The sequence below is a fragment of the Streptomyces sp. NPDC002884 genome, from assembly GCF_040295245.1.
Classification (GTDB): domain Bacteria; phylum Actinomycetota; class Actinomycetes; order Streptomycetales; family Streptomycetaceae; genus Streptomyces.
This window is the reverse complement of record NZ_JBEOVB010000041.1, coordinates 28078-50320: the sequence shown is the minus strand read 5'-3', so window position 1 is coordinate 50320 and position 22243 is coordinate 28078. Positions and strand designations below refer to the sequence as shown.

Sequence of the window (22243 nt, the reverse complement as noted above, 5' to 3'; positions counted from 1 at the left end):
GGCATGTCACCGCGACGGCTGCCGAGGATGCTCAGCTCTTGGTCGCCTTCGCGAGGGAGGGAGCGATGCGCAGGGCGTTCGCGCCGATCGTCAGGGCCGGGTTGAGCGCCGCGGAGGACGGGAAGAACGACGCGTCGGTCACCCAGAGGTTGTCGATGTCGTGGCTGCGGCAGGACGGATCGAGGACGCTGTACGCCGGGTCGTGACCCGCCACGGCCGTTCCGCACATGTGGGAGTTGGTCTCGATCCCCATGCGCTGGGTGAAGACGAGCGGATAGCCCGCCCTGCGGACGGCCTTGGTCACCCGGCGTACGAGTTCGTGGTGGGGGGCGAGGTTGTTCGGTGTCCAGTCGACGAGGATGCGGTCGCCCTCGACCCTGATCCGGTTGCCGCGTGTGGGAAGGTCCTCCGTCGTCAGATAGATGTCGATGCTCCTGGCCGACATGAACTTCAGGGCCCACGTCGGTGCCCACGGACGGGCCGGCTTGAGCATGGGCGCCTGGAGCTTGCCCAGCATCTGGAGGTTCCCGAGCGGGAAGGGTGTTCCCGGGCCGGCTTCGTAGAAGTCATTGACGCCGAGGGTCTTCTGCCACTTCGTGGGGTTGGTCCGCAGCGGGTTGACCCCGACGAAGAACGTGCTGTTGTGGACCATGTAGTTTCGGCCCAGCAGGCCCGAGGAGTTGCCGAGGCCGTGCGGGTGCGCGTCGTTCGCCGAACGGAGCAGCAGCGCGGCCGAGTTGACCGCGCCCCCGGCGACGGCGAAGATCTTGGCGTTGATGCGGACGGCTCGGCCCGCGTGGCGGACCTCGGCCGCTACGACCTTGCGTCCGTCCGGCGATGTGACGAGCCGGGTGACCTCCGCGCCGGTGAGGATCTTCACCCCGTCGCGCAGCGCGGGAAGCAGGATCCTGTTCTCCGCGTCGGACTTCATGCCGGTCTCGTCCGGGCAGCCGTCGGAGGCCGTCACCGCGGCACGATCGGCCTGTGTGCTCACGTTCAGGGCGTTCGGCGTGCGAAACGGATGCAGGCCCTGGCCGCGCAGCGAGCGGGCGAACCTCTCGATCTCCGGTTCATGCTCGAGCGCGGGGTGGGGATAGGGCTGGGAGTGCGGCGGCTCGGTCGGGTCCTCGCCGGTCTGCCCGTGCACCTGGAGCAGTTGCTCCATGGCGTTGTAATGGGGCTCGAGATCGTCGTAGGTGAAGGGCCAGGCACGGGAGACACCCTCGTGGTGTTCCACCTCGGTGAAGTCGCTTCGCCGGAAACGCGGCAGCATGGCGCCGTAGAAGCGGGTGTTCCCGCCCACCCAGTAATAGACCCCGGGCGCGAACGGTTCGCCCGTCCTGCCGTCGTACCAGTAACCGGCGTTCTTGTACCGCCCGTTGATGTACATCTCGGCCGGCTGCGAGTTCTCGGGTTCCCGCGGCAGGAAGTTTCCCCGCTCCACGACGAGTACGTCGAGGCCGGCGTCCTTGAGCGCCCAGGCCAGAGTGGACCCGCCCATGCCGGAGCCGATGATCAGAACATCTGCGCTGATCTCGTCGGCGGCGGCACCGACGGAGATCAGGGACCCGGGGCGAAGCTCCGGAGGCGTGTAATCCTGACGGACCTGATTGGACATGAATCGGGATTCCTTCGGCGCTCTGGTGAGGACTCGGGGAAACAGTCCTTGTCCTGTGAGTTCCAGGAGAGCCTAGACAGGTCTGCCGCATAGGCACATGCACGAAATGAGAAATACTCATCGAGTAAAGGGCCCACTGTGTGCACTCTCTGAGTGAGGTCCGGGTACGAGGTGCGACAGGGAGCGACGGTCGGCCACAGAGGGCGAAGGCAGGCGCCTCGCAGGCGGCGGGTCTCCTAACATGGCGCAGGGGCGGTCGGTGCACGTGATCGTGGGATCCAGGACGGGCGGGCGGCAACGGGAGATTCCGGCCGAGGCGGGCGCCCTCCCCCGGTCGGCAAAACCGCCTCTGCAAGCAGCATGCTCGGACACCCAATCCTCAAGGACGAATCAGAACCATGCGCGTGCTCCTGGTCGAGGACGAAGAAGACCTGCGGTATGTCATATCGGCGGGCCTGAGGGACGCCGGGTACGCCGTCGACGCCGTACCCGACTGGCCCGACGCGGACATCATGCTCGACCTCGTGCCCTACAGCTGTGTCGTGCTCGACCGCATCGTGCCGTCCGGAGACACGCTGTACCCGCTCCAGGAGCGCCGCCGTCGCGGCTGGACCACGCCGGTCCTGTGCCTCACGGCCCTGAACGAGGTCCCGGACCGTGTGGCCGGCTTCCGTTCCGGAGCGGACGACTACCTGGCGAAACCGTTCGCCATGGTGGAACTCGTGCTGCGCGTCGGCAGTCTCGTCCGCCGGGCGCCGGAGCGGCTGCCCGTGCACCTGCGCCACGCCGACGTCGAGCTGGACGAGGCCCGACGCGAGGTGCGCCGCGCCGGTGTTCTGCTGTACCTGACCCCCAAGGAGTACGCGGTCCTGCGCCGGCTCCTCCTGCACCGGGACGAGGTGGTCACCCGCACCGCGCTGATCGAGCACTGCTGGGACGAGATGGCCGACCCCGTCTCGAACGTCGTCGACGCGGTCGTGGCGGGCCTGCGGCGCAAACTCGGCTCCCCCACCCTGATCCAGACCGTGCGCGGTCATGGGTTCCGGCTCACGGACAGCGCGGAGCCGTCATGACGGACGGCCAGGACGGGGAGCGGCCCGCAGGACGTGCACGCCGCGCAGCGCGGCGGCTTCGGCGGCGGCCGGCGAAGGCAGGGGGCGCCCAGGGCGTCGGGGCGGCGCCCGGCACGCGGCCGTCCCCGGCCCGCAGGCGCCTGAGCCGTCTCCAGCGGCGGCTGACCCTGGCGTACACGCTGATCACGCTGGCCGGAGTGGGAGCGCTGTCCTGGCTGGTGATCCGTACGGACGGACGGTCCTGGCAGGCCGCCGAGTACGAGGAGATGCGCCGCCGGGCGGCGGTGACGGCCTCGCTGATCTACTACACCGACGCCGGGATCCAGCTCGACGGCCTGTACGACGACGAGGCGACGAGCGGCCGTCCCCAGGTGCTGGTGCTCCAGGCTCGCGGCGACGGGCTGCGGCGCGTGTTCATCTCGCGCGGTCCCGCGGCGGACGTCGAGGCGGATGCGGTCGCCGAGGTGGCCCGTACGGCGATGACCCACGACGACACCGTACGCACGGAGGGCCGTACGAGTGCGGGACAGCCGGTGTATCTGCTGGCGCTGCCCTTCTACGACGACGACACGCAGAAGACCTCGGGCGCCGTGGTCGTGGTCGGCGACCCCACGAAGGGACAGGCCGAACACCATCGGCTGGTGATGGCGGTGCTGTCCGGTTCCGGTCTCCTGGTGCTGTTGGCGGCCGTGACCGGCCACGTACTGTCCGGACGGAGTCTGCGCCCCGCGGCCGAGGCGCTCGACGCGCAGGAGCGGCTGCTCGCGGACGCGGCCCACGAACTGCGCACACCGGTGGCCGTGATGCGCGGCTCGGTGGACCTCGCGGACGCCGACCCGGGCCGGCTGCACGCGCACCTGCCGCGTTTGCGGCGGGCCACGGACCGCATGACGGACGTCGTCGACAACATCCTCACCCGCGGCCGGCTCCAGGCGGGGAACACGTTCCATCCCGTCCCGTTGCGCCTGGATCAGCTCGTCGAGCAGGTCTGCGAGGAACTGCCGCCCTCTCGGCACACGGTGACGCCGTGCCTCGACCCGTCGGTGGTGACCGCCGATCCGGCACTGGTGCGGGTGGCGGTGCGCAACCTGCTCGCCAACGCGCTGCGGCACGGGCGGACCCCGGGCGACCCGCAGGACCGGGCCGAGGTGGACGTCACCGTCAGCGGCGCGGCGGTGACGGTGGCCGACCGGGGTGTCGGGGTGGATCCGGACGGCCTGCCCGGGCTGCTGGTCCGGTTCCGCTCTCCCGGCGGCGGCACCGGAATCGGACTGTCGCTGGTGCGGGAGGTCGCGGCCGCGCACGGCGGAGACGTCACAGTGCGTCAGCGACCCGGCGGCGGATCGGCCTTCGTGCTCACGCTGGGGCCGGCGCAGCGGCCCGCGGGGCACCGCCGGGCACCGCGCCGTTCCGCGGACCGGGATCCCCCCTCATGAATTCCTCACGGTTCCCGGCTCAGGATGTGCACATCAGTACGTACCTGCACAGGAGTCCGTGTGTCGAACCACGCAGCTGTACCCTTCCTCCGCCGCAAGAGCACCGTCGTCGCCGGGGCCGTCGGCGCCGCTGCCGCCCTGGGGGTCGGCGTGACACTGTCCAACGTCTTCGCGGCCACTGCGTCCGCGCCGGCCACTTCGGCCACTTCGGCCGCGAAGACGGCGCCGAAGGTGGTGCGCCCCACGGCCAACGCCACGTTCGACTATCAGATCGGCGGCGGGTACACCCCTGCGAAGGGGGTGACCGCCGTGTCGCGTGACCGGTCCGCCAAGCCCGTGAAGGGCCTCTACAACGTCTGCTACGTCAACGCGTTCCAGGCGCAGCCCGACGCGCTGAGCTGGTGGCAGAAGAACCACCCCGATCTGATCCTGCGCGGCAAGGACAAGCGTCCGGTGATCGACGAGGACTGGAACGAGGCGCTCCTGGACACGTCGACGGCGGACAAGCGCACCCGGCTCGCCACTGTGGTCGGCGAGTGGGTGGCCGGCTGCGCCAAGAGCGGTTTCCAGGCCGTGGAGCCGGACAACCTCGACTCCTACGAGCGTTCGGGCGGCCGCCTGACCAAGGCGCACAACGCGGCCTTCGCCAAGCTCCTGGCCGACCGCGCGCACGCCGCGGGGCTCGCCATCGGACAGAAGAACACCGTCGACATGCTGGCGGACCGCACGAAGATCGGCTTCGACTTCGCCGTCGCCGAGGAGTGCGGTGAGTACAACGAGTGCGGCGACTACGCCAAGGCGTACGCGAACCGTGTCTTCGTGATCGAGTACCAGGACAGCGGCTTCAGCCGGGCCTGCGCGGGCTTCGGCGCACACCTCGGCATCGTCCAGCGCGACCTCGGCGTTGCCCCCCGCGGGTCCTCTGACTACACCTTCCGGACCTGCTGAGACAGGCGCCGACGCCGTCACCGGTTGCCCTTGCCGCCACGGCCGGGGTGTTCGAGGGCAAAGGGACGACGCCGACGTGCTCCTGCATGTGCGTCAGTGTGTGGCAAGGGGCGGCTGTGGAAAGGAGACACGAAGACGTGGCACGTCTGTGGTCGGCGTACGACGAGAGGCTCGAAGGCATGTACGTACACGCACGGGGACTGGACGCGCCGCACTGTCCTGACCACTGCGTGTGAGCGGACCGGGCCGCCGTTGAGATCCTGTACGGACACAGAGAGCACGTCCGACCACGTCGCTCCTGAGCTACCTGCGCGAAGTCGCCGCTCCGTCGGTCCGGCTCTCCGCGGCCGAGGGGCGGGCGCTGCGCGTGCCGGTGCATCGGCGAGCCGCCGTCGTGGCCCGTCCCGACCTCCGTGGCAACGTTGTCGGTCCCATCGTCTGCCGGGACGCGGACATGGGCCTCGACGTGAAGGACGAGCGCACCCCGACCGACGTCGGGACGGTGGCGCCGCGGGCGCTGAGCGACACCGAACGCCGTGGAGTTCGGCCGCGACCGGCTGGTCGGCTCGGTGTACACGCTCGGCCGCACCGCGCCGGCCGCGCGGGAGACCGTCGGGGACCTCTGGTACGAGCGGCGCCACCGTGACGGCACGCGGTTCGCCCGGGTCGCCGAACGCTACGGCGCGTTCCCCGCGGAACGGGCATCGGCCCCCGACCTGTCCCCCAGTACCCGACCCCGAGGCAAGCCATGAAGACGACCACCGGTCCCGAGCACCTGGCACTTCCCCTCTCCTCGCGCCAGGAATGGTGCTGGGAGTGGGAACGCTGCTACAACGAGCCCTATCCTGCGGCGGTCTCGATCGACTGCTCGACCGCTCTGCGGCTCCTGGGGCCGCTGGACGCCGGCGCGCTGCGGGAGGCGTTCACCGAGGTCACACTCCACCACGACGCCCTGCGCCTGCGGCTTGACGGGCCGCCGGACCGGGCCGCCGACATCGTCCGGCCCCACCAAACGCTCCGGGGGTCGCCTCTGCCGCTGGAGGAGGCCTTACTGCCCGCGCGGCCGCACGCGCTCCTGGTGGATCTCAGCACCCGCCCCTTCGACGTCACCGAAGCCCTGGGACGCGCCTACCTGCTGCGCGCGGCACCCGACCACCATGTCCTGTTGACCAGCTTCCACCACCTGGTGTTCGACGCGGCCAGCCACCGCCTGTTCCTCGGCGACCTGGCCCGCGCGTACAACCGCAGGGTGACCGCGGGGGAACCACTGCGGCCCGCCTTCTCCTACCTCGACCTCATCCGCGACGAGTCCACCCGACCCGCCCTGGACGACCGCGCGGCCCGCCTGGCCGCCCGGGCCGTGCACTTACAGGCGTACGGCGCCGGACACCTGCTGCCAGGCCGTACCACCGGATCCCCTCCGCTGCGGCACCGCTACGACGAGGAACCCCTCGACCTCCCCACCGGACAGACCCGGCAGCTTCTGCACGCCGCCCGGGCCGCCCGGGTCTCCCTGTACTCACTGCTGGCAGCGGCGTTCGCCGGCGCCCTCGGCCGTCACTTCGGCCGGGCAAGGATGATCCTCTCCACGCCGTCCCACGGCCGGCTGCGCCCCGAACACCGCACCGCCGTAGGCGACTTCGCCAACATGGTGCAGATCCCGATCGACGTCTCGCACGGCGGCGGACACCGGCTGCTGCGGCACGCGCACGAGGCCGTCCGCGAGGCCGCCGCCACCGTCGGCCTGCCGTTCGGGCGGCTCGCCGAGACCGTGCTGGGCCGCATCGGCAGCGCCGGCTTCTTCCGGTACGCGCTGGCGCACGCCGAGCTGCGCCTGCACGGGGTGACCGGTTGGGCCGTGGACCGGCAGCGCGACGACGCCACCCCGTGGCACGGGATGCGCACCGACGTCATGCCCATGCGCCAGGACTTTTCTCGTTTGACCTACGCCACCCGCCAGGCGTCCGACGCGGCGGCGGCCACGCTCTCGCTCAGCCTCACCATGACGCAGGACGCCCGCCTGTCGGGGGCACTGCGCCACGAGACGGGCTATCACGGCCCGGACACCGCCCGCTCCGTCCTGGACCACCTCCGTGAACGCCTGGGCGCGCTGTCCGACCCGGCCCGGACTTAAGACGACGGCCCCAGTTACCGCCGCCTCTCAGCGGACCCGCTACCGGTGGGACGGGGACGGACGGTGCGCGCCTCTTCGACCGCTGTCGAGGGCACGCCTGCCGCCGCTTCACCGCCGGTCGGCCCCTAACATGCCTGTCTGCCCTCTGCGCGGGCGAAGACCCGCAACCGGCCGCGACCGCCACCAGACTTCGGTGCGTCCACGAGGCGTTACGCCGTTCCGCTCCGGCTCTTCGACCCGACTGGAGACGATGTGAGTACCCTCACCGCCACCCGGCTGCAAGCCGCAGGCGCGAGCGTGACGATCCTGAGCAACACCTCGTCCGTCACCGACTGGGCCCGCCGTTACTTCGGCCCCTGGTGGAGCGCGTTCGAGGTCCCCGCGAGCAGCGTCTGCGCCGGACCGCTCGTCAGCGCCCACCTCGACGACAAGGCGTACGCCGACCTCAACGCCCTGGTGACCTCGTGCCCCCACACCGAAGTCACCTACGCCCAGGCCCGGCTGCTGCTCGCCCGGGACAGCACGGGCACCATCACGGGCGTCTCGCCCGAAAGGGGACTTGCCTACCGATCCGAGCAGTCCGGCGCCCACGTCACCATCGCCGGACGTACGCCTGAGCAGCTGGCACTGGCCACGGCCCGGATCGCCCGGGAGATGATCCGCGCGACCCTGCTGCGGGACGGCTGGACGCTCCTGCACGCCTCGGCCGTCGTCCGCGCCGACCGGGCCCTGCTCACCTTCGGCGCCAAAGGCGCCGGGAAGACCACTACGGCACTGCTGCTCGCACGCCACGGCGCCGGACTGCTCGCCAACGACCGGGTGTTCGTCAAGGACGTCGGGAGCCGACTGCGCGTGCTGCCGTGGCCGTCGGCAGCAGCCGTCGGCCTCGGCCTCCTGGACGCGCTCGGCCTGTACGACGTCGTACGCGAGCGGCTCCGGGCGGGCGAGCAGCTCCACCCGACGCAGCACCAGGACGTCACCGACGCACTGCTCGCCGGGCGTCGGGAGCCGCTGTGGGAGCCGGGCGGTACGCGGGAGCAGAAGGTGCAGGTCTTCCCCGACCAGTTCTCCACCTGGTTCGGCATGGAACTGGCGACCGGAGGGTACGCGGCCGGGCTGCTCTTCCCCCGCATCGAACCCTCCGCCGTACCTGCCGTGGTCGACGGCGACCGGACGCTCGGCGAGGACGATTTCATGAGCGGTGCGACGGAGGACCGCTACCCGGACCACTTCGGCCTCGCGCCCGGCATCGACGGCGGCGGGGACGACGCGACCCGTGCCTCCGTCGCCGACCGGCTCGCCGCCCTTCCACACCACCAGGTCGTCCTCGGCCACGATGTGACCGCGAACGCGGCCTTCCTCGCCAAGCTGGCCGGCCGGTAGCGCACGTCGGCGAGGACTCGATCGCCGTGCTGGAACGGCTGCACCACGGAACGCACTCGGCGGGCGGGCATCTTGAGGGCAACTCCCCCCACAACGGGCCATGTTGGCTACTATGTGCACACGGACGGTCACAGGCGCGATGTGGGGGGAACATGCGCATCACCATCACTGTGCGGGACGAAACCGCTCGGCGCGACGGGCCCGACCCGGCCGAACTGCTCCGGCAATGGCTGAACGAGCAGCCTGAGTTACGCGGCCGGACCAGGAGGCGGACGACCGAGGCACCCGCTCCCGACGAGATGGGAACGGCCGCCGACGCCGTGCTCGCTCTCCTTGAGCCCGGTGGCGTCGCGGCCGCCTTCGCCGGAGCCGTGGTTGCCTGGGCCCAGACTCGCAGGGGCAGTCAGACCATCACCCTCCGGCAGGCAGACGGCCGGGAGGTCACCATCGTCTCCACCCACGTCAAGGGCCTGGACGCCGACCGATCCGCCGATCTGGCGCGGCAGTTGGCAGCCGATCTGATGGCTCCGCCGGAGGTGCCGACCGGCCCTCCCGACCCGGGTCTCCCGCCTCCTCGGTGACCGTGAACCGGCCCGAGGACATGGAACCGTCTGGGCTCGGCCTTGCTTCGCCGGGTGCGTACGCCGTACTGGTCGGCACAGGACACCACGTCACCGGTTCCCAGCTGCCAAGTCTTCCCGGGGTCGACACCACCCTCGACGACCTCCAGTCCCTCCTGGTCCACGCCTGCCGGATGTCGCCGGAGCGCATCCTCCGGCTTTCCGCTGACGCCTCGCCCATGGACGCCGTGAACGTCCTGGAGAGCGCGGTCGAACGCGCCGTCGGCCCTGTCCTCTTCTACTACGTCGGCCACGGTCTGCTCGGCCCGAAGGACGATCTCTACCTGGCCACGCACGGCAGCCGACACGCGGCGAGCATCGCCCACGCCGTGTCCTACCGAACCGTCAAAGACCTGCTCGGCAGGGCCGCCGGCGGCAGCGCCGTCATCCTCGACTGCTGTTTCTCCGGCCGCGCCGGCGCGCCGCAAGGCAACCGCGCCACGGACCCCTTCGCCTCGGCCCGGCCCGACGGCAGCTTCTTGTTGACCTCCGCCTCCCACTTCGCCGCGTCCTTCGCGCCCCAGGGCACACGGCATACCCTCTTCAGTGGGCGGTTGCTCGAGTTGCTGCGAGACGGCCACCCCGGCGGTCCTCCCATGCTTACGCTCGACGACCTGTACGACGCCCTCGTACGGACCTTCGCGGACGGGCCGGTGGCGCCCCGTCAGTGGAGTGAGGGCACCCTCGGCCGCCTCGTCATCGCCGCCAACCGGTCCTATCCCACAGCCCCCGACCGCCCCCGGACGCCGCCCGCCGCCGTGCCCTGTCCGTATCCCGGCATGCAGCCCTTCGCTCCCGAGGACCACATCCACTTCACCGGTCGCGACGATGTCGTCGCGGAACTGGTGGCCCGGGTCTGCGCGGCCCGAGCCCCGGATCCCGTCGTGCTGGTCGGGCCGTCCGGCGTCGGGAAGTCCTCGCTCCTACGGGCCGGCCTTCTGGCCGAGCTGCAGCAACGACACGAAGCCGACTCGACGCCCTCCTTGCCGTGGCCCGTTCTGCTGCTCCCCGCACCTGGCGCGAAACCGCTCCAGGCCTTGGCGCGACTGTGGTCGGAGGCCGTCGGTCGTCCCTTCGCCGAGGTGCTCGCCGAACTCGCCGACGGACGCTTCCCTCCGCCTCGAGAGACCCGGTCGCCGTGTGGACTCCTCGTGATCGACCAGTTCGAGGAGATCTTCACCCGAGCCGCGGACCCCGAGGAACGCCTGCGGTTCATCCGGCTGATCTGCGCACCCGCGCAGGAGTCCGGTGAGCCCGGACGGTTTCCGGGCCCTCGCATCGTCATCGGCCTGCGCGCCGATCACTACGGCAGCTGCCTCTCCGAGGCCCCCCTCGCCCAGGTGCTCGCACACGGACAGATGTCTCTCACCGCCATGTCCACGGAGTCCCTCCGCACGGCGATCGAAGAGCCCGCTCGCCGTGCCGGGCTCACCCTTCAGACCGGTCTGGTCGAACGGCTCCTGCACGACCTTCGGGAGCGGGAGGGTACGAGCCGGGTGCACGCCGTGGTGCCACCGGTGACCGCGCCCGACACGGCACTGCCCTTTCTGGCCCACGCCCTGCGCGAGACATGGCTCGCCCGGGACGGCGCGGTCCTCACTCTGGCCGGCTATCAGGCCACCGGAGGCATCTGGAAATCCGTCGCCACGGCCACGGAGCGGTTGTACGCGGACCTGGACGAACCGGAGCAGGCAGCGCTGCGACGCCTGTTGCTGCGGATGGTGGAGATCACCAGCGGCGGAGACGTGGTACGGCGTCCGCTGCGCACCACCCGGCTGGGCGGCACGGCGCAGGAGTCACCCGGGCACACGCCGGGACAGCCGGATGCGGACACCGGCGACCTGGTACCCGAAGAAGGATCCGACGCGGAGGTGTCGCTGCGCCGGTCCGGCCCCGACACCCGCGTCCTGGACCTTCTGGCCCGTGCCCGCCTCGTCACCGTGGACCGCGACAGCGCCCAGATCTCTCACGAGGCGCTGCTGCACACCTGGCCGCGTCTGAACACATGGATCCGGGAAGCCCGGAACGAACTCCACGTTCACCAGCGGCTCACCGAGGACGCGGCCCTCTGGTCGGGCCATGGACGCAGCCGCGCCTATCTGTACGCCGGAGACCGACTGGCCGGCGTCCGGCCGTGGCTGGCCCCGGACACCGCCCCGGCCCTTCCCCTCGACACCACCGCCCGCTTGTTCCTCGAGGCCAGCGTGTCGGCCGGGACGCGGCGGACGCGGCGACTGCGCACCCTCCTCGGCATCGTGCTGTGCGTGCTGCTGGCTGCCTCCGGCACGTTCGCCGCTCTCTGGAACAACGCGACGGAGCAGCGTGAACGAGCCGAGGACCAGCAGCGCAGGTCGGTCGCCCGTAACCTCGTCCTGCGTGCCGACGCGCTCCGCGACACACAGTCGGAGGATGCCCTGCGGTTCGGCGCGGCCGCTCAGCGGCTCTTCCCGACCTCCGAGGGCCGAGCCGGGCTGGTCTCCACTCTCGTGGGGCACCATCGCGTCGCGTTCCTCTCCGGCCACACAGGCCCGGTGAAATCGATCGCCTACCGGCCTGACGGGCACGTCGTCGCCACGGCGAGCACCGATCGCACGGTCATCCTGTGGAACGCGACCAAGGCGGTCGGGCATGCCGGAACCAGCGGTTCGGCAGATCGGGCGACTCCCCGCCGCATCTCCCGGCTCCCCCGGCAGAAGGCCGCGTTGACGGCCGTGGGCTTCAGCCATGACGGACGCACCCTCGCCGTCGGGAGCCAGGACCACTCCGTCACGCTGTGGGACGTGGCAGATCCCGCCCGGCCCCGCCGAGTCGCCGAACTGCACGGTCTCACCAGCGTGGTGGAAGCCGTCGTCTTCAGTCCGGACCGCCGCTCACTGCTCACCGGTGGGGCGGGGACCGACGCGGTGTTGTGGGACGTGACGGTACCGCGTTCGCCTCGTCGGCTGAGCGTGCTGAAAGGCGGCAGCAGCGGCCCTGTGCACGGTGTCGCCTTCAGCCCGGACGGCCGCACCGCCGTGGTCGACGGGGCGGGGCCCGCACCGACGATCTGGTCTCTCACCGACCGCGAACGCCCCGCCCACCTGGGCTTCGTCCCTGTCCGAGGGACCGCCCGGACCTCGGTGTTCTCGGTGTCGATCGCCGCGGACGGAGACACCCTCGCGGTCGCCACCAGCGACGCCGAGGTGACCCTGTGGAGCATCCGGCAGCTCGCCGAGACCGCTGACCAGCGCCCCCTCGCCACGCTCTCCGAGCACACCGGTCCGGTGCGAGGTGTGGTGTTCAGCCGGGACGGCCGGAGGCTCGCCACGGCAGGCAGTGACGGAACGGCCCAGTTGTGGGACGTCGGCGACCCGCTCTCGCCCAGCCTCCTGACCCGATTCACCGACCACACCGAGGCAGTCACCTCGATAGCCTTCCACCTCGACGGCCGTACGATCGCCACGGCCTCCGACGACGGGCGGGCCGCGCTGTGGGAGGTCGCCGACAGCCTCCTCCCACGCCGGGACGCGGTGACGACAGCCTCCGACACGACGATGCTGAGAGCGGCGTTCACCCCCAAGGGGCGGCTGCTGGCACTCACGCAGGCGTATGACGAGAACGACCTCGACGGCCCGATGCTGCCCGCGGAACTCTGGGACGCGACCCGGCCGACGACCCCCAAGAGGCTGTCGTCCATTGACACGGGGGACGTCTCCACGTCCGCGTTCAGCCCGGACGTACGTCTGCTGGCCACCGGATCCCCCACGGGAAGAGTCCGGCTGTGGGACACCGCGGACACCGATCACCCGCGCCTTCTGGGAGCTGCCACGGTCAAAGGCAGCGTCCTCACGCTCGCGTTCAGTGCCGACGCCCGCACGCTGGCAGTGGCGAGCGACGACTTCGTGGGAGGCTACGAAGAGCTGGAACTGTGGGACGTCAGCCATCGCGGTGCTTTCCGTCGGCTGGCCCGGGTACCCGTCAGCCAGGTCAACTCCGTGGCGTTCAGCCCCGTCGGACCCACTCTGGCCGTCGCGACCGAATCGCAGACCGCTTCGTTGTGGGACATCGGCATCCCCTCGCGTCCCCGCCGGCTCGTCGCCCTCGGCACCCGTGAAATCCCTGGCCTGGTAGTGGAGTTCAGCCCTGACGGACGCCGCCTCGCACTGGCCGACTCAAGTCAGCGGATCACTTTGTACAACGTCGGCGAGCGAACGAGTGCGGCTGCGCAGCCCCGACGGCTGGGATCGGTCGGCGGGCACACCGGCACGGCCGGCGCACTCTCCTTCGACTCCACGGGCACGATGCTCGCCGCATCCACGTGGGGCGAAAGCGACAGCACCGTGCTGTGGGACGTCACGGACGCCGCTCGCCCCGTGCAACTTGCCTCGATGACAGGCGCATCGGAGTCGATGGGGTCGCTGCTCCTGTTCACCCCCGACCGGCACAGGCTGATCACCACAGGCGACGCGACCACCGAGCTCGACTCCTCTCAGACACCGCGGAGGGTGGAGCCGTCACAGCTCGCCCACTGGGACATCCGGGCCGCCCGTGCAGTCGTCGACGACCCCGTCACGGCCGCCTGTGCCGTGACGGGCCGTGGACTCTCCGACGCGGAATGGAACCGGTACGCGGACGGACTCCCACGCGAGCGGACCTGCCCCACGGAATGAGGCCGCAGCAGTGACCGCCGCCTGACCGAAATCCTGAACGCCACAGCAGTCCATCCGCCCGCACCCAGCAGGCAGGCAGGCCGGCCGGAAGGATGCCGGGTACGGGGTCGGTCTCCCGGGAAGCAGCCGGTCGGTCGTGGGCCGTCGGCGACATGAGCGTCCTCGGCTCAGCCGGCCATCTCGCGGGCCTATGAGTACCGGCGATTCAGGGAGTGCCGCAGCTGGCGGCTCCGCCGGGGCAGGTGACGCTGTCGTTGGACGCCAAGCCCACGATCCCGAGCACCAGGACGATGAGAGCCAGGATGATCAAAGGTACGTTGTCCGCAGCCCAACTGCCGTGCTCGTGCGGAGGTTTCGGAGTGCCGGGCTGTGGGCTCGCGTTGTCGCGCGCGGGCTCGGTACCGGGCCCGTCGTGTCCCGCTGTCGCCATCAGGTCACCCACCGTCGTTGTCCCTCAGATGATGACACGGCATCGGACCTCCCCCGTCAAGCCCTTACGGCCGTCGGCACCTCGACGGACGGCTGCTCACGTCGTCCCGCGAACGGTGACGACGGGGCAGTGCGCGTGGGTCATCACGGCCTGGCTCACCGAGCCCAGGAGCAGTCCTGCGATGGCGCCGCGCCCGCGGGCGCCGACGATCAGCAGCTGAGCTGCCTTGCTCGCCTCGAGCAGCACCTCACGCGCCGTGCCGCCCACCAGGTCGCGTCTGATCCTGACGTCGGGACAGGTGTCCGTGTGCCCTGCGATCGCCCGGGCCAGCAATTCGACGGAAGACTCGGGGACCGCGCCCGCCGAGTCCTTGCCCGGCTGCCATGCGTGAACAGCCACGAGCTCGGCCCGGCGCTGCGCTGCTTCGGCGAAGGCGACGTCGACGGCCTCGTCGCTGTCCGGAGAGCCGTCGACTCCCAGTACCACCGGCCCCGCGTCAGCGGATGTCCGGTGCTCTGCGCGGACCGTCATCACCGGGCACTGGCTGTGGGTGGCCAAGGACACCGGTGTGGACCCGAGCAACAGGCCCATGACGCCCCCTCTGCCTCCGGAGCCGACGACGATCAGGTCCGCGGCCCGTGACTCGGCTTCCAGCACGTACACCGCGTCACCCGGCACCACGGCCGTCGTCACCGCGACCCCGGGCGCCACGTCCAGGGCATGGGTCGCCGCCTCGTGGACCAGCGTCCTGGACATCGGGTCCGGCACCATGAGCCTCGGCTTGACCGGAACGTCGGCATGCACCACACGCAACGCCGCACCGCGCCGTACTGCCACTGTGGCGGCTGCTTCCACGGCGGCAAGACTCGTTGCCGAACCGTCCACCCCGACAACGACCCGATCGCCCATAGCCGGCTGCTCCACTTCAAGCTGTGGATTCTCAGCGTCGCCCCATCGGTATGTCGCTGCAATTCGTGCGCACCCCCATGTGCCGCACGCTGCCCCGTCCGATCGCGGCAGGAACGCTGCCGTGGTCAGAGCTCCGCCGTGGTCAGAGCTCCGCCATGGTCAGGCCTCCGCCGGGGGTGTCCTCCGGGATGCGGGGGCCGGGTGATGAGTTTTCGCGCCCGCACCCGTCATACCTGTGACGGGAAACGGCGAGCGGGAAGGATGACGTGATGAGTGCGGACACACGGCTGGAGGAGCTGGGCGTGAGCGGGCTGGGCGAGGTCGACGAGCCGGCGTTCTCGAGGCTGGCGGAGCGGCACCGGCGGGAGCTGCACGTGCACTGCTACCGGATGCTCGGATCGTTCGAGGACGCCGAGGACACCGTGCAGGAAACGTTCCTCCGTGCCTGGCGGCGGCGGGAGACCTTCGAGGGGCGGTCGACGTTCCGGGCCTGGCTGTACCGGATCGCCACCAACGCCTGCCTGGACCTGCTGGCCAAGCACCGCCCGGAACCCGCGACCGGCGGCGAGGTGCTGTGGCTTCAGCCCTACCCGGACCGACTGCTCGACGAGCTGCCCGCGGGCGACGCGGACGAGCCGGAGACCGTCGCCGTCGCGCGGGAGACGATCGAGCTGGCGTACCTGGTCGCGGTCCAGCACCTCGCGCCGCGCCCGCGGGCCGTGCTGATCCTGCGGGACGTGGTCGGCTGGCCGGCGAAGGACGTGGCGGACCTCCTCGGGGACTCCGTCCATTCCGTGAACAGCGCGCTCCAGCGGGCCCGCGCCGGCATGCAGGAGCACCTGCCCTCCGAGCGGCAGGACTGGACCGGTGGCGAACAGGACACCGGGACACGCGAGTTGGTGCGCCGCTATACCGACGCCAGCGTGGCCACGGACGTCCGTGCGCTCGCCGCACTGCTGCGGGAAGACGTCCGCAGCTCGATGCCGCCCACGCCGGGCCTGTACGTCGGCCGCGACACGGTGGTGAACGACTGGATCGAGAGCGGCTTCGAGGGCATGAAGGGCCTGCGCACCGTCGTCACCTCCGTGAATCGGCAGCCCGCCATCGCCTTCTACCTGTGGCGGAAGCGGGAGGGCGCATACCTGCCGCTGACGATCGACGTCCTGCGCGTCACCGGCGGGGCGATCACCGAGATCGTCACGTTCCACGACGACCGGTTCCCGCGGCTCGGGCTGCCGGAGCGCCTGCCGGCGGACGGCACGGAGCAGTAGTCCCGGAGAGGTGAGAAGCAGGATCAGGGGAGCCGCACGCGGTTCTCAGTACAGAGTCAGGCCGAAGAGCGAGAGGACCTCCGTGACGGGCTGGTAGTAGGTGACGCCACCGGACGTGCAGTTGCCGGAGGAGCCCACCGCGAACCCGAGGGCGACCGATCCGGAGTAGGCCGGCGCCCCGGTGTCGCCCGCTTCCGAGCACGCGGTGGAGCGGAACAGGCCGTAGACCGTGCCTTCGGCGTGGTTGACCGTGGCGTTGACCGCGGTCACCGTCCCGCAGTGGACGCCACTGGTCCGTCCGACGTGGCACACGGACTGCCCGATCGCCGGGTTCGCGGCCCCGGTCACGTCCTGGTAGACGCCCCCGCCCAGCGCGATGTCGCCGGGGAGGACCAGCGCGCTCGTGGTGTAGCGGATCACGCCGTAGTCGTCGATCGGGTAGGAGGCGCCCGCGGTGACGCCGACCGGCAGGGTGTGGGCCGCGTCCGCGTACCAGGTGGTGGAGTAGGTGCCGGAGCAGTGGCCGGCCATCACGGCGTAGTGGTTGGTCCCGCTCACCGCGTTGAAGCCGACGACACACCGGGCGCCGGTGGCCGCGTACAGCAGGGTGCCCCCGCGGATCGTGGGCACCTGGACGGCTGTGGCGCCCGTACCGGTGCCGAACAGCAGGGCGACCGCCGCTGTCACGACCGCGGTGAACATCGTCAGGCGGGTGTGCGCACGTCTCACGGCCCCTCCAGGGGAGTCGGTCGTCGTCTCGTACCGGGCAAGTGCCTCCATCGTGCGGGAGGCGGCGTCCGCGGCGACAGACGAGGTCCGGCCGTAACGGCGTCCTCACGGCCGTCCGGTCCGAACCGACCGCCCTCATCGGCTCTCGTCCCGCTCATCGAGGTCAGTTCCTACGCACTCGTCTCTGTCTACGATCCAACAACCCGGCGCCACCACCGGCCCGGGGATGTGAACCACAGTCGTCGGTGCCGCGTCGTCCGCGCACGTGCGTACGTGCGTACGTGGCTGAGAGAGGTTGGACAGTGTCACGGCAGGTGCTCATGGTCTGCCCGGAACGCCCGGACGGCCACCGTACGATCGGCGAGGCCCTGGCGCAGGCACGCACCGGCGCCGTGATCAGTGTGGCCCCCGGGCGCTACGCCGAGAACCTCACCATCCGGACCAGGGTGACGATCGTCGCCGAGGGCGAGCGCGACAGCGTCGAGATCTGCCCGCGCCACGGAAGCGCGGTGACCGTCATGGCCGAGGAGGTCATGCTCACCGGCCTCCTGCTGCGCGGCGGCGACGAGGACGTCCCGGTGGTCGACGCGCCGCGCGGCCAGGTCGCCATGGAGCGCTGCACGGTGGTCGGCTCCGGCTGGGCCGCCGTACTGGCCCGGATGTCGGGTTCGCTGGCCATGCGGGGCTGCCGCGTCACCAATCCGGCGGGCGCCGGTGTGGTGGACATCGCGCCCGGCGGGAGTGTCGTCGAGGACTGCCAGATCGAGCATCTGGGGTCTTCGGCGATCGTTCTCGGCGAACTCTCCCGCACCACCGTCCGGGGCTGCCGGATGCGGGACGCCCGGGGCAACGGCGTACTGGCCAACGGCGAGGCGCGCGGCTCGGTCGAGGACTGTGAGATCTCCGGCACCGACAAGCCCGGCATCGCCCTGGAGGCGCTCAGCTGCACCACGGTGCTGCGCACCACCGTGCGGGACGTCACCACCGGCGTCTATGTCACCTCGGCCGCGCGCAACGTCCTGGAGGACGTCGCCGTGACCGGCACCTCGGAGGCCGGCATCGTGGTGTCCTCGGGCGCCGATCCCACGCTGCGCCGCTGCCGTACGGTCCGGACCGCCGCGGCCGGGCTCGTGGTCGACGAACGGTCGCGGGGGACCTTCGAGGAGTGCGAGTTCCTGTCCGCGGCCGGGCCCGCGATCCGGGTGAACGGTGGCGCGACGCCGGTGTTCGACCGGGCCGTGGTGCGCGACTGCGCCGACCGGCGGGCCGCCGTACTGATCACGGAGGACTCCGCCCCCGAGTTCGACCGGCTGGAGGTGGCGGACGCGGCGGGGATCGCCGTGGCCGTGCGCTCGGGCGCCAACCCCCTGCTGCACCGGGCCCTGATCTCCTCCCCCGGCGGGCACGGCGTGGAGGTGGACGACGGCGGACGCGGCAGGCTGGAGAGCTGCCGGATCGAGGGCGCGAAGGGATCCGCGGTACTGATCGCCGAGGGCGGCAGCCTCTACCTCGGCGACGGCCGGCTGCACACGCCGGGTGAGGCGGGCGTGACCGTCGCGTCCGGCGGCCGGGTGACGGTCCGGGACACCTCCGTCGAGGAGAGTTCGGGATCCGGGATCGTCGTGTCCGAAGGGGCGGAACTGGCGGCGACCCGCTGCCGGATCACCGGCTCCGGAGCCCACGGGATCCTGCTGTCCCCGGGCGCCAGGGCCGTCATCGGGCAGTGCGAGGCGTCCGGCGGCCTCGGTGACGGCATCAGGGTGGACACCGCCGAGGCGGTCTCCGTGACCGGCTGCACCGTACGCGACAACCGGGGCTCCGGGCTGCGCCAGACCCGCGCCGGCGAACGGCTCTCCGTCGAGGACCTGTCCAGCCGCGACAACGCCACCCCGGACGCCTGGGGCACACAGGTCTCCGACGGGAGCGACCGGGAGTCACCGACGGGCTCCGGCGCCGGAAGCGTGCCGGGCGGGGTGGCCAAGGGCGCCCCCGTGTCGGGCCCGATGGCCGAACTGGAGGCGCTGGTCGGCCTCGAAGGCGTCAAGCAGCAGGTCTCCACGCTGGTCCACCTCAACCAACTGGCCCAGCGGCGCGTGAAGCTGGGCATGCCGGTGCCCCCGATGAGCCGCCATCTCGTCTTCGCGGGCCCGCCCGGCACCGGCAAGACCACCGTGGCCCGGCTCTACGGCGGCATCCTCGCCTCGCTCGGCGTGCTCCGCTCCGGTCACCTGGTCGAGGTCTCGCGGGCCGACCTGGTGGCCCAGGTCATCGGCGGTACGGCCATCAAGACGACGGAGGCGTTCAAGGAGGCGCTCGGCGGTGTGCTGTTCGTCGACGAGGCGTACACGCTGCTCTCCGACAGCAAGGGTTCCGGCGCCGACTTCGGCCGTGAGGCGATCGACACCCTGGTGAAGCTGATGGAGGACCACCGGGACGACGTCGTCGTGGTGGTCGCCGGGTACACCGCGGAGATGGCGGCGTTCCTGGCCGCGAACGCCGGCCTGGCCTCGCGTTTCACCCGCAGCATCGAGTTCGTCGACTACTCCGACTCGGACATGGTCACCATCACGGAGAACATGTGCGCGGCCCACCGGTACGAGTTGCACCCGAGCACCCGGGAGGCCCTCGCCCGGCTCTACCTGCGGATGCCCCGCGACGCCTCGTTCGGCAACGGCCGTGAGGCACGCCGGGTGTTCGAGGAGATGATCGACCGGCAGGCCGTACGGCTCGCGGCGATGGTGGATCCCGCGGAGAGCGATCTGGCGCTGCTGCTTCCCGCCGACGTCTGCGCGGACGAGTCCGGTGCGGCACAGGACGCGGCGCCCGATCCGCAGACGCTGCTCGCGGGGCTGGACGCCATGGTGGGTCTGCACGCGGTCAAGCGGGAGGTCGGCGATCTGGTGAGCGTGCTGGCGGCGGCCCGGCAGCGGGAGGCCGTCGGCCTGCCTGCCCCCCGGCTCAGCCATCATCTGGTCTTCGCGGGCCCGCCCGGCACCGGCAAGACCACCGTGGCCCGGCTCTACGCGGACCTGCTGCACTCCCTCGGTGTGCTGCCGCGCGGCCGGCTGGTCGAGGTGGCCCGTGCCGATCTGGTGGGCCGGTACGTCGGCCACACCGCCCAGTTGACCCGGGAGGTATTCGAACGGGCTCTGGGGGGTGTGCTGTTCATCGACGAGGCGTACACCCTGACACCCGAGAACTCACCCTCCGACTTCGGCAGGGAAGCGGTCGACACCCTGCTCAAGCTGATGGAGGACCACCGGGACGACGTGGTGGTCATCGTCGCCGGATACACCGAGGAGATGCGTCGCTTCCTCGCCTCCAACCCCGGTCTGGGCTCCCGGTTCTCCCGCCATGTGCGGTTCGAGGACTACACCACGGAGGAACTGGTCACCATCGTCCGCACGCAGGCGTCCGAGGCGGGCTACACCTGCGGGTCCGAGACCGTCGAGGCCCTGCGCGGGCATCTCGCCGCGCTCCCCCGCGACCGCTCCTTCGGCAATGCCCGTACGGCACGCCAGCTGCTCCAGTCGATGACGACCAGCCAGGCCCGCAGACTCGGCACGCTGGCCGCGCCGGGGCTGGAGGACCTTCAGGCGCTGCTGCCGGAGGATCTGCCGGAGGCGGAGGCGGAGAGGGAGTCGGCGGGCGGGGCGGCGCGATCGCCGTCCGCCGGGGCGCAGTTCCCTGCCGGAGCCCTGCCGGGGCACTGAAGCAGTCCGTACGAGGAACGCCGTGGCCCCCTTGCTCGGGGGCCACGGCGTTCCTCGTGCTGCGGGCCGGGGCCGTCAGCGATCGGCGGTGGACATCAGCGCCGCCGCCGCGCTCTCGGCGAGCGACGGGGTGACCGGGGCAGGAGCGGGGGCGGGGGCCGGGGCGGGGGCCGGGGCGGGACTGTCGGACGGCTCGGGGGTCTCGTCGGAGCGGGTCCCGGTGTCCAGGTCCGTGGCCGCGGGCGCCGGGGCGGGTGCGGACACGGGCGTGGATCCGCTGGTGTCGACGCGGACGGCCGCGGCGACGACCTCGTCCGGCTCGACCTGCGCCCTGTCCGCCGGATCGGTCTCCGGCCTTTCCTCCGGCTCGTTCCTCGGCCCCTCGTCCGGTGCCGCGTCGAGCCCCTCGTCCGGCTCGGAGGCGGGCTGCTCCCCACCGGCCGCGGGAGCGTCGGTCTCCTGGCGCGCGCGATCGATCGCGCGCGCGAGAGCCGCCGATTCCACGCACATGGACACCGACGCCGAGGCGTTGAGATAGATCTGGTGGTCCTCGGGCAGCCGGCCGACGAGAACGGGCACGTCGTGGATCTCGTAGGTGAGACGCCCCGAGTTCGTCAGATGTGCCTGCGAGGTGAACGCGAGCACCACCGGAGTGCCGTCGGGAGCGACCGCCGCCACCGGCTCCCCGCCGGGCCCCACGAAGACGGCCACCTCGGCCCCGGCCAGCAGTTCGGGCACCTCGTCGTCCTGGCCGTAGCCCGCGGCCGCCCGCTGGACGGCGGCGTCGATCGCGTCGGTCGGCCGTGACCAGCCGCGGGCCGCCGGGGACGGGACGTAGGCGGGGTTGTGCCGCCACTCGACGAGCTGTCCGAGGTCGTCCGCGCGCCACTCCCCCACCACGGTCCACACCGGTGGCGGCCAGGTTCCGGTCCAGGCCGGGTCGGGCAGGGCGAACCAGTGCCCGGGGGTCTCCTCGGCGGCCTCGACCACGTGACGCGGCGGGGTGGGCATCGCTCCGGCGATCCCGGGGTCGCCCCCGGTCCCGGGATCGCCCGGGGCCGGGTCATCGGCGCCGACCGGACGGCTGAGCACCGGCGGCCGGGTGTCCTCGGGTTCCCCGGATCCTTCGGCCGGGTCGGGCGACAGGTACTCCGGGGTGAGGCCGAGGGGGGCGAGCAGCGCCGGAAGGTCGTCCTGCGGCACGGCAGGCTCCTCGGCCGGTGGGGCGTCGTTCGTCATCTGCTGGGTCCTCACGGTGATCGTCGTGGTCGTGGTCGGTCGGTCGTGCGCGGTGGGCCGGCCGGGAACCGGCGCGGGAGGAGGGGAGCGC

The 22243-nt window shown here is 71.5% G+C and carries 14 protein-coding genes; 10 read left to right on the top strand and 4 right to left on the bottom strand.

Annotated elements, in window-relative coordinates; genetic code table 11:
* Positions 1-31 precede the first annotated feature (31 nt).
* Entirely contained in the window at positions 32-1618 is a 1587-nt protein-coding gene (locus ABT070_RS40765; protein ID WP_351768007.1) for a GMC oxidoreductase, read from the bottom strand.
* A gap of 398 nt (positions 1619-2016) precedes the next feature.
* Here ABT070_RS40765 and ABT070_RS40760 point away from each other — a divergent pair, with 398 nt between their 5' ends.
* The 8 genes from ABT070_RS40760 to ABT070_RS40725 all read left to right on the top strand — a co-directional run bounded on the left by ABT070_RS40760 (position 2017) and on the right by ABT070_RS40725 (position 13861).
* Complete coding sequence (locus ABT070_RS40760; RefSeq protein WP_351768006.1) at positions 2017-2691, top strand: response regulator transcription factor; 675 nt, start codon at positions 2017-2019, stop codon at positions 2689-2691.
* Entirely contained in the window at positions 2688-4127 is a 1440-nt protein-coding gene (locus ABT070_RS40755) for a sensor histidine kinase (protein WP_351768005.1), read from the top strand. The genes ABT070_RS40760 and ABT070_RS40755 overlap by 4 nt, the downstream gene beginning before the upstream one ends.
* Before the next feature lie 60 nt (positions 4128-4187).
* A complete protein-coding gene (locus tag ABT070_RS40750) occupies positions 4188-5075 on the top strand; it encodes an endo alpha-1,4 polygalactosaminidase (protein ID WP_351768004.1) in 888 nt (295 codons plus the stop codon).
* A gap of 536 nt (positions 5076-5611) precedes the next feature.
* Positions 5612-5827, top strand: coding sequence for a hypothetical protein (locus tag ABT070_RS40745; protein WP_351768003.1), 216 nt, complete (start codon positions 5612-5614; stop codon positions 5825-5827).
* The gene (locus tag ABT070_RS40740) at positions 5824-7209 is read left to right on the top strand and encodes a condensation domain-containing protein (RefSeq protein ID WP_351768002.1); all 1386 of its coding nucleotides are present in this window, start codon (positions 5824-5826) and stop codon (positions 7207-7209) included. Before ABT070_RS40745 ends, ABT070_RS40740 begins: the two co-directional genes overlap by 4 nt.
* Before the next feature lie 252 nt (positions 7210-7461).
* Positions 7462-8592 carry a phosphoenolpyruvate carboxykinase (ATP) gene (locus tag ABT070_RS40735; protein WP_351768001.1) on the top strand — a complete coding sequence of 377 codons (1131 nt, stop codon included), beginning with the start codon at positions 7462-7464 and terminating at the stop codon, positions 8590-8592.
* A 152-nt stretch (positions 8593-8744) separates the two neighbouring features.
* A complete protein-coding gene (locus tag ABT070_RS40730) occupies positions 8745-9173 on the top strand; it encodes an effector-associated constant component EACC1 (RefSeq protein ID WP_351768000.1) in 429 nt (142 codons plus the stop codon).
* Between the two features lie 20 nt (positions 9174-9193).
* Complete coding sequence (locus ABT070_RS40725; protein WP_351767999.1) at positions 9194-13861, top strand: caspase, EACC1-associated type; 4668 nt, start codon at positions 9194-9196, stop codon at positions 13859-13861.
* A 526-nt stretch (positions 13862-14387) separates the two neighbouring features.
* Here the strand turns inward: ABT070_RS40725 and ABT070_RS40720 are convergent.
* Positions 14388-15200: a universal stress protein gene (locus ABT070_RS40720; RefSeq protein ID WP_351767998.1), complete on the bottom strand. Its 813-nt coding sequence runs from the start codon at positions 15198-15200 to the stop codon at positions 14388-14390.
* A 269-nt stretch (positions 15201-15469) separates the two neighbouring features.
* Between ABT070_RS40720 and ABT070_RS40715 the strand changes: the two genes are divergently transcribed.
* Positions 15470-16471, top strand: coding sequence for an RNA polymerase subunit sigma-70 (locus ABT070_RS40715; RefSeq protein ID WP_351767997.1), 1002 nt, complete (start codon positions 15470-15472; stop codon positions 16469-16471).
* 45 nt (positions 16472-16516) lie between these two features.
* Here ABT070_RS40715 and ABT070_RS40710 read toward each other — a convergent pair whose 3' ends face one another.
* The gene (locus tag ABT070_RS40710) at positions 16517-17200 is read right to left on the bottom strand and encodes a S1 family peptidase (protein WP_351767996.1); all 684 of its coding nucleotides are present in this window, start codon (positions 17198-17200) and stop codon (positions 16517-16519) included.
* Positions 17201-17502: 302 nt separating this feature from the next.
* Between ABT070_RS40710 and ABT070_RS40705 the strand changes: the two genes are divergently transcribed.
* Positions 17503-20913, top strand: coding sequence for a right-handed parallel beta-helix repeat-containing protein (locus tag ABT070_RS40705; protein WP_351767995.1), 3411 nt, complete (start codon positions 17503-17505; stop codon positions 20911-20913).
* A 75-nt stretch (positions 20914-20988) separates the two neighbouring features.
* On the opposite strand, the gene ABT070_RS40700 is transcribed toward ABT070_RS40705, so the two are convergent.
* Complete coding sequence (locus ABT070_RS40700) at positions 20989-22152, bottom strand: type VII secretion system-associated protein (protein WP_351767994.1); 1164 nt, start codon at positions 22150-22152, stop codon at positions 20989-20991.
* Positions 22153-22243: the final 91 nt, after the last annotated feature.